This window comes from Nostoc sp. FACHB-190 (assembly GCF_014696905.1).
Lineage (GTDB): Bacteria > Cyanobacteriota > Cyanobacteriia > Cyanobacteriales > Nostocaceae > Nostoc_B.
In genome coordinates this window covers 21636-30231 of record NZ_JACJQW010000061.1, presented here as the reverse complement: position 1 = coordinate 30231, position 8596 = coordinate 21636, and the positions used below count along the sequence as shown (strand labels likewise).

7 protein-coding genes are annotated in these 8596 nt (G+C 39.7%); 1 reads left to right on the top strand and 6 read right to left on the bottom strand.

The features are described 5' to 3' along the window. Window positions 1-4628: hypothetical protein (locus H6G28_RS33695; RefSeq protein WP_190677439.1), on the bottom strand; the 4628-nt coding region annotated here is incomplete at its 3' end. A 34-nt stretch (window positions 4629-4662) separates the two neighbouring features. Between H6G28_RS33695 and H6G28_RS33690 the strand changes: the two genes are divergently transcribed. After that, on the top strand, window positions 4663-5196 hold the full coding sequence (locus tag H6G28_RS33690; RefSeq protein ID WP_190595308.1) for a hypothetical protein: 534 nt from the start codon (window positions 4663-4665) through the stop codon (window positions 5194-5196). Window positions 5197-5270: 74 nt separating this feature from the next. On the opposite strand, the gene H6G28_RS33685 is transcribed toward H6G28_RS33690, so the two are convergent. The 5 genes from H6G28_RS33685 to H6G28_RS33665 are packed head-to-tail and all read right to left on the bottom strand — an operon-like array spanning window position 5271 to window position 8418. Next, entirely contained in the window at window positions 5271-5666 is a 396-nt protein-coding gene (locus H6G28_RS33685) for a hypothetical protein (RefSeq protein WP_190595309.1), read from the bottom strand. Then, window positions 5667-6188: a hypothetical protein gene (locus tag H6G28_RS33680; RefSeq protein ID WP_199331749.1), complete on the bottom strand. Its 522-nt coding sequence runs from the start codon at window positions 6186-6188 to the stop codon at window positions 5667-5669. It lies immediately after the preceding gene. After that, window positions 6095-6874: a hypothetical protein gene (locus tag H6G28_RS33675; RefSeq protein ID WP_190677437.1), complete on the bottom strand. Its 780-nt coding sequence runs from the start codon at window positions 6872-6874 to the stop codon at window positions 6095-6097. The genes H6G28_RS33680 and H6G28_RS33675 overlap by 94 nt, the downstream gene beginning before the upstream one ends. Window positions 6875-6884: 10 nt before the next feature. Beyond that, window positions 6885-7277: a hypothetical protein gene (locus tag H6G28_RS33670; RefSeq protein ID WP_190594942.1), complete on the bottom strand. Its 393-nt coding sequence runs from the start codon at window positions 7275-7277 to the stop codon at window positions 6885-6887. A 22-nt stretch (window positions 7278-7299) separates the two neighbouring features. Next, on the bottom strand, window positions 7300-8418 hold the full coding sequence (locus H6G28_RS33665; protein ID WP_313934718.1) for a ParM/StbA family protein: 1119 nt from the start codon (window positions 8416-8418) through the stop codon (window positions 7300-7302). Window positions 8419-8596: the final 178 nt, after the last annotated feature.

The window sequence follows — 8596 nt, the reverse complement described above, 5'->3', positions numbered from 1 at the left end:
GCGATCGCCAAATCTTTGCGTTCAGAATTTAATGCTAAATCATACGTTTTACCAGTAACACGGACAGTACCATCATTTCCAAGCTGACCTATATTTGATGCCAACTTCTGGGAAACCTGGGAGATTCGAGTGAGCGTATCTTGTTCCATTACCGCCAGGGCTTTGGGCGATAGCTGCCCCGTAACTTTAAACTCATTGGCAATTTGGACAATGCGTTGTTTGTAATCTTCTGATTTTCCCAGGTTGTTTGCAGTGGTGTACCATGAGCGCAGGTGGTCAATGGTTACGGACTGAGATTCTTGGCTGGGAGGTGTTTTCGGTTCAGTTAGACTGGTTTGCGACGGCTGCTGTAACTGTGAAGTTTGGGATAACGTTACTATCTGTAGTGGTTGTGGCGGTTTCAAATGCTTTGGACGGTCAGGTAGCGATCGCACTTTCTTCTCGTATTCAGTTTGGGACTCAATCACACTCCCAAATTTCTTGGCCATCGCCTCAAAAACTGGTTCAGGGATGGACGAGTTAGCCAAGGTAAAAACCGCTAGTCCCTTTTTCGTTTCCAATGGGACTTCCTCTGGTGGCACTTGGGCAATCGCAACATTCTTGTCAGCCAGCCATTTTGTTACTGCTTTAAGCTTATGGTTATCAACCACCAGTTGAGTCAATCCCAACATTTTATCTTCTGGTGTGGCAAACAACATGGTGGGACGCTCTTTTATTTTGTAGAGCATCGGTGCAGTTTTTGCGATCTCTCTGTGTTGTTCTTCATTGACTGTCTGTTGACCAAACACTTGGTTTTGTTTCACCCAAGTTTCAGGATATTGAACTGTTGCGGGGTCAACTTTCACGACCATTGTTGTGGTGAAATTGCTCTGGAGCGTCACATTAACTGGTGTTAATTGACCAAATTTTAGCGCCCCCAAGTTTTTGATTGCTTCTTTATCTTTATTGAAAAATAGTACTCCCAACGGTTCCCCATTCAAAAATACGGCATCTCTGATTTGAGACTGCGGTACTTCTAGGGTAAATCTTCTGTATTCAGTGTCATTAAATTTCTGACTTTGATAATCATAAGAATTAGTTTTATCAATCTTTATAAAATTCCCATTTGGTGACTCAGCTATCACAAAAGCATTGTGTTTTTCGGATATGGTCGTAAGCTTGAGATTAAGAGATTTCCCGTCAGCAAGATAGTTTACTGCCTGAAGTTGTTTGATAGAGTCGGCATCCAACTCTCCAAGAGTTTTACCATCTAATTTGATTTTTACTACTCTTGTGGGAACTGGTACTTTACCAATTTCCAATGTTACGGATTCACCATTCCATGTCTTGTCAGCGTAAGAAAACTTTTTGATTTCTCTGATGGTAAACTCTACTGCTTCTTTTCCTGGCACAACAACAGTGGCATTAGCAGTCGATGTTTCCCCAGGTAGAATTTTAGCTAGAGCTTTTGTCCCAATTGGTAAATGTGCTGTTCTCGGCTCCAATGCAGCGAATTCCCTATATTCGCCATCACCATCAGCAACGAACACTAATCTCGAAGCATGGCGCTCGTGTTCCGGTGGGTGGTCACTAGCTCGGATTTCTACATTGTACTTTTCGTCGGGGTTCCATTCTTTACCCTTGAAGTTGTTAGCCTCATTACTCAGCGTCCCTACTCGTAAATCAGTAAATTGCAGATGCTCTAACCGGGAGACAATTTCATCTGGGAACGCCGCGAACACAAAGTTGGGAGTCTTTTTCTGGATTTGACTTTTATGTTGAATTTTGAATTTTGTTAGCGCAGCGTTAGCGAGTCCGCGAGCGTCATTTTGAATTGATTCAAGTTCATCCTGTCGTGCCGCCCCCACATTCCAAGCCGCCGCCGCCGCCGACAATCGCTCCGACTCTGGTATGCTCTCACGGTATGCTTCAGCAAATTTGTACGCCTGCGAAAATAGCAGTCTAGTTTGCCCTTTGGTCAGTTCTGGCTTGAATTCAACTAGCTTGGCATTACTAGCTGACATCCCTGGCTTGAGTCCATGTTCTTCAATGGATTGGGGGCTAACTGTGCCGAATCTACGGAATTTGGGCTGGCCGTTATCGTCAAGCTCGTTGTCAATTTGTGCGATCGCTAATAATCTGTTACTGCGTTTGTCTGTCTCCAGCTTCAGATTAATAGATTCTGCCTTCCAAATGCCCGGATGTTTGTAGCGCAGGAGGTTTGTAATCTCCAGTTTCGTCCCCTGCTGGGTTTCAATGATGGCTGACGGCCCTTTCTCGGTTGAGCGCCGTCGCTCCATTGCTACTGCGGCATTATAGAGTTTGTCAAATTCGTACTTGGCGGCGATCGCGCTAAATCTCTGCTGGGGTGTAAATTCTACTCCTTGAAATAGGTTACTGAATTGGACTATAGGGCGGGATTCTAACTTTGATTCTTGGAAGTATTTGTTGGTTTGATTAATTAATAATTCTACTGGAGAGTAACCCTCTGTTTTTATCCCATAATTTAAATAAGCTGTTGGTGATTTTTTGTCTTTAATATAGTCAATTTGGCGATATAAATAGCGATTATTTTCTTTAATCAAGCCCATTTCAGGTTTTCTGGAGCTTTTGAATAAATCCACCGCAATTTGGTTGTGATAACACGCCTCCTCAATCATTTTACGATACAATTGATGATTAGTATTCATCGCTTGTTCAATGATTTCTGGAGTCCTATCTGGGTTTTGAGCGAGTGCTACAAATTCTTGTATATTCGGTTTATATTCTTCCCTAATTGGTTTCGGATTGTTTTGATAATTTTCTTCTTCTAGTAATTTCTCATAATGCTCTATTACTCTGTCTAAATAATAGGATTTTTGTTCAGAAGTTCCATAAGTTTTAAGGATTTCGATTTCAGACTCTAAAGATAAAAGTGAGGTCACTTGATTATTAATAATGCCCACACTGATGCCATCGCTCATGTGTATGGCTATTTGCTCAAATGGTGGTTGCTCTGAGTTAATATAAAATGATTGCTTTTTCTCTTTAACAGTAGGAGCATAAGCATTTTCAAGCTGATTTCTGTACTCCGCTTCTGCTGTAAGATTGGGGTATTTCCTAGCAAGTGCCACACCAATGCAGTCGCCGTCAAAATCTCGTCCCTGGCGTTCTGATTCGGTTTCTAATGGCACTATTTCGTCGGTCTGAAGCCTCGCTTTGATGCGTTTTAAATCTTCATCGTTGACGATAATAATACCTTCTAGACGTGTACCGTCTGGAGCTAAACAGTCATCAACAATTTTATTTGTCGAAACACATAAACCGTTAGAATTTAGGAATGGTGAACGGAAGTTGAGAACTTTTTCACCTTTATCCAACCAAGGCACACAGATTTCTCCGTTCTTCAATTCCTTGGATGGTATAATCATAGCTCTATCAAAGGTCAGTATCCCCCCCAGCGCGATATCTCTCCACTCTCCTTGGACGAATTTGGTAAGTTCTTTTCTGACTTTCTCTGTTTCTAAAATTTGGTTATGTCCACTCACCAAATCAGCTTTGATGAGCTTGTACATTAATAAATCATCTTTCTCTGACTCTTCCTCCAAGTCATCACTTGGTTCAAATTGTTCTTCAGCTTCATTCCATGTAAGAAGTTCTAATTGTTTAACAAGTGAACCATCAGCAACTTCAGATGTAATTTTCTGTTCCAATGAGGCTTTTTTTTCTTCTGTGAAAGCCTTACGTTTTTCGTATTTCTCACAGAAAAGTTGAGCCACTTTTCTGGGGTCACTTTGGGATTCAGCTAGTTTTTGGGCTTGTGCCTCCAGTTCCTCAGCAAAGTCTTTGATACCTTGAGGAAATGATGCTAATAGCTGAGATATTGCTGTTTTACCGCGTTCTGATTGTGACTTTTCGCCTAGCCAGATTTTTTGTCTGTAGAGTCCTGGTTGAATTTGGGGTTTAATGGCTCCACCTGGACGATCCTTATCTGTACCTTTGAAGCTAGAGAGGGGGAGAATTAGGTCGATTTTTTGTTCATTATTAGTGTCAGCGTATCTTATTTTTTCTAAGTTGCAAGGTCTTAGTGTCCCTTTACCGAAGCGATATTTAGTATCTTGCCCATCATTCTCTGTCCAACCAAAACGGTGCTGAATGACACGATAACTTTTATCTTGCTGTTCAACTCTATTAGTTAATTTATCATAAAGTTGTGTTGATATCTGCCCATAACAATCTCCTACTAGTTTATAAGCGTCTTCTTTGTCAATAACTTCTCCGTTTTCTCCATTAGCATCATCCACAACTAGAATATTTAATTCTTCATTGATTGCATTTTTGCAAGCCCCCAAAAATATTGAGCCGTAAGCCCCTCTATCTTTTCTATCAGGGCATAATTTATCGATTATTTCTAAGCATTCTGGAGAACCATACAGTAATCTGGTTTTAGAAGATAATAAAAGAGTCTGTCCATTTGGATGATTTTTTAAATCTTCTGGAGTACTATATTCATCTAAATGTCCAAAAGAAAATTCTTTACCAGAAAAGTAAAACTCAAGTAGAGTATTATTCAACTTTTCAGTTAAAATTGACTCAGAATTCTTAATACGTTCATCGGTATGAATCCACTGGTTTAACCTAGTATCAAAATGCTTGAATTCTAGCGACATGATTTTATTTAAACATTGTTTTTAGGAGTTTAGTATGTCAAGAATTAAACGATGGATTAACATAAATCGTAAAGAGTTTAATCCAGATGGAACGTTAAAGCCTGAAGCCAGAGAACAGATGTTATCTAAAGGTATGAATAATGCAGCAATTGATAGTTATGCTCGCAGATGTAAGGCAGAATACGATGAATGGAAACGCCTGGACGAAACCGAACCAGAAGAATGGATAGAGTACACAGCCTACGACTTCTTTACGCCCACCGAGAAACAACAGTTCAACCCAGATGGTTCTCTTAGATCCAAATATGTAGAATCTGAACTGAGAAAAGGGACTAGTCCAGAGTGGTTAGAAGAAATGGAAAGGCGCAAGAAGATTGATGTTGATAACTATAATCGGGTGTCTCAAAGAGAAGCAGCATTAGGCATAAATTTTGGGCAGCAAGAAATGAATAGGTTACGTGCCTCAAACCGAACCTATAAACAACGCCTCGAACAAATGCAGGTAGACTTGCGGAACTGCGAAGAACCCAGTTCCCTCCCTTTCGACAAAGACACCCCCTACTTCTAAAAATCAGTCCGGGCTAACTTTGAAGTTTGTGTGATTGTAGGGACAATGAATGATATCACTGTCCCTACAATGTTTTACCTCAGTTCCTTTTTGGGAATCTGTTGGGGTAAATGTTGCTGAGTAATCTGAGGTAAAGAACAGGATGGTGCGGTGAGCAACTTAACCAAGCTACCAAAGCAAGCAATCACAAGCAAGAAAGCCAAAGCAGTTTGACTAACTCTATACCAAGAATTAAAAGCTAGTTTAAACTGAATTCGTTTGAGAAAAATTGCTTCTAGCTTCTGTTCACTTATTCGATTCTTCAGAAAGTTCAAAGCTACTAGACAGTTAGAAATATCTTCACCTCTTTGAACCTTCTGGCATAACAAAATCTCTAAACGATTAATTCGTTCTTCTGGAGTATGCAAATAAACATCAGACCAATAAACATCAGACCAATCTTCACTAAGTTCAATCTTTTGTAGTTCCATTTATTTTTGACGACGACGCGGTTGTTTTAGAGAGCGTTGATAGTCTTCTAATATCTGCTTCTTCTGCGCTGGGAGAATCACAGATTTTTTATCCAAACGCAGTTGATAGCACAGGCTTTTTTCTGACGGACAGGAGATGGCAGATGGTTCATTAAACCCCCACATTAATCCTCCGAACAGAGTTGAAGCAGCAAAAGTAAAAAACATCGCAGTTCCAGAACGACCAGAACCAACCCACCGACCAAAATAAAATAGGTTTGACTTAAACTGTTCAAAGCTTTGTTGACGGAGTTTTTGTTTTTTCTCTTGCGCTTGGTTCCAGGCTTGTAGATTTTTTAACTTTTCCGAAGCTAATTTCAAAGCCTTGGTATTAGATGTCTTATCTACCTGAATATCAATCGTGCGTTCTCGCTGCTCAATTTCTTGTTTTAGCTGGTAGTCGTATCGTTGTCTGATGCGCTCGGCAATTGCATTGAGTTCATTCGAGTAGGGGGCAAGAATTTGATCTGATGTTTCTCCCACAATTGTTGCATCGGAGATGGCTTTCCCTCAATTCTTGCTAAAATCTGTTTTTCCATTTGCTTTAAGAAATCTTCGCTCTCTTCTGGTTGTTCGGCTAATCTAGCTATAGCTTTTTTAGTGTAAACTTGCCGCACAAGTCCACGAGGAATTTTTTCAACAAATTTATCTGTAACTTTATCGACCATGCCTGTTAAATCTGATTCAGTTTCTGTAGTGATATCTTCAATGTCTACTAAAACATTAGATATTGATGTTTGTTCTCCAATGGACTGACAAGCGTCAATGAATCGCTCAACTTCTTGAGGAGTATATTCATCTTGTTCTTCTAGTTCACAGAATTCAAGGATTTTTAATGCTTCACTCAACTTGAGTTTAAAGCCCTGTTTTCGAGCGAAGTTTAGTAATCCAGTTATGTCCAATGATTTAGTTGGTTTTTTCTGCCCTTTTTTTCCATTATTGTTTTCAAAAACAGAATTATTCTGAACTGTTTCTAAAACAACTATCGATGGTAATAAATTTTTAATCTCCTCATCAGTTTTACCTTGCTCCATTAAAGAACGACATTCCCGAAAACGGTCGGCATCGTCCTCTGTATACGATTCTTTTTCGCCTATTTCACTCAAATGCAAAGTCCGATTGATTTCTTCTGGAGAGAGATTATTAAAAAGTTCATGTGGTTGGTACATAAGAAACTCCTTATTTAGAAAATGTTCCAAAAGGATTTAGCCAGTTAGTATCTTGTTGCGTCTGTTCTGGTACAGCATTGGATACTAGTGATACTTCTTTTGGGCTTCTTTTAGTGTCAATCGTCCCTACGCCCTGAGATAAAGTCTCTCCTAGCAAACCCAATAAGTATTCCTGGTGAAGTTGAAGACGATAAATGCAAGCGCGAATCTGCTGTTCTAAGTCCGGTGATTTTTGCTGCATTGTTTGATAGGCCAAAGGTAGCCAATAACTAGTAATCGCAATCATTACCATATCTTTAGCTGGATAAAGAGTATTTTTTGAGTTTAAATACTTGATTAACATCGCCTCATAACTACTCGTATCGACTCTAGCTCTCAAACGAAATTCAACATCTTGAAGCATTCTACATTCCTCTCACAAATTACTACGACACCTGAATTGATGGAGCAGATGTAAAATTATTTTGATAACGGAACAATCCATATACATCTGTGAACCGTAGGCATAACGCATCTTTTTTCGGTGGCAAGTTAAAAGCTAAACGCACATCCTCTTCTAATTCTGCTGCCCAGGAAATATCCGTATGGCTAAATAAGTTTGTTAACTCTGTCGCTAAGTATTCCGATGTTCCTCCACCAATAATCACTTGTTGCACATCTACAGGAATATTAATACTGAGCCAAATAGATACCTTGTTCCAGTATTCTTTCCGCGATAAACTCACAGCTTCCGTAATTTGCGTTATCTCCTCAGCCTTGAATTCCGCATTTTTGCTCCGAGCCAAGTTTTTAAAGTGCTTTGGTTTAATTGTTGAACCTGATAAATGAACAGCTTTTAACAAATCATGTAATTTCTGTCCTGACGTTCGGCTTTTGATTCTGTCCAACATCCAGGCTAATCCTAACCCTTCCGTCTTTCCTCTTGATATCCCACGCTCAAAAATCACAGATGATATATCCCTAAACCCCATCATTACTACAGCCATGTTCACTCTATTGAAGTCTTGACCGAGCTTTTTACTTTTGGTTAATACCAATCCCCCACCTTCTGGGAGGCACTGAAAACTCATCAGTTTTACACAAAATTGTTGACCTCGGAAGCAGAAATTAAACAAAGCCTTCGTCAAACCCCCTTCTAATCTTTCTCTGTCTTCCCACTCCCCATAAGGTAACAGCAGCCCTAATGACAAATTAAACTTCGTTCCTAGCCCTTCTTTCATCGCTATTGATCCAACTGCTGCTAATGTTTTCGGAATTGCATTCTCATACTTGAGTTCCAAAAAATTCACACTAGCCTCGAAATATTTTTGAGCTAAAAACCCCACTGCATAACATTGTTCATCGTTGTACTCCACCCATGCCTCATTCTCTGGATTCGGCCTACTGATTTGTCTCGATTCATACCCTTTGAGCGAATCTCTCGAAGTCTTCATCAACTCAGGCTCCATACAAAACATTTCTGGCTTTCGTGTCGTCTCCGACAAAATCCGATAAACCATTTTTGTCATTGATGTTCCAGGGTCAAGACTTAACAACAAGTCCACAACTTTTTCTCCTTTTTCGTTTTTCCTATTTATTGATAACTACTATCAATAACTAAACGCTCACTCAACGCTCGACAAAGCAGCCACTCTACAAGGGTTCTAGAATTTATTAAAAATTGTCACATTTTCTTATTTATTTTACTATTTTATGTGTTAAACAAAAATCCCAACATTTAAC

Excerpts from the sequence above, each read along its gene's own strand:
- H6G28_RS33690 (WP_190595308.1), top strand. The coding sequence starts at position 4,663 with ATGTCAAGAATTAAACGATGGATTAACATAAATCGTAAAGAGTTTAAT.
- H6G28_RS33685 (WP_190595309.1), bottom strand. The coding sequence starts at position 5,666 with ATGGAACTACAAAAGATTGAACTTAGTGAAGATTGGTCTGATGTTTAT.
- H6G28_RS33675 (WP_190677437.1), bottom strand. The coding sequence starts at position 6,874 with ATGTACCAACCACATGAACTTTTTAATAATCTCTCTCCAGAAGAAATC.
- H6G28_RS33670 (WP_190594942.1), bottom strand. The coding sequence starts at position 7,277 with ATGCTTCAAGATGTTGAATTTCGTTTGAGAGCTAGAGTCGATACGAGT.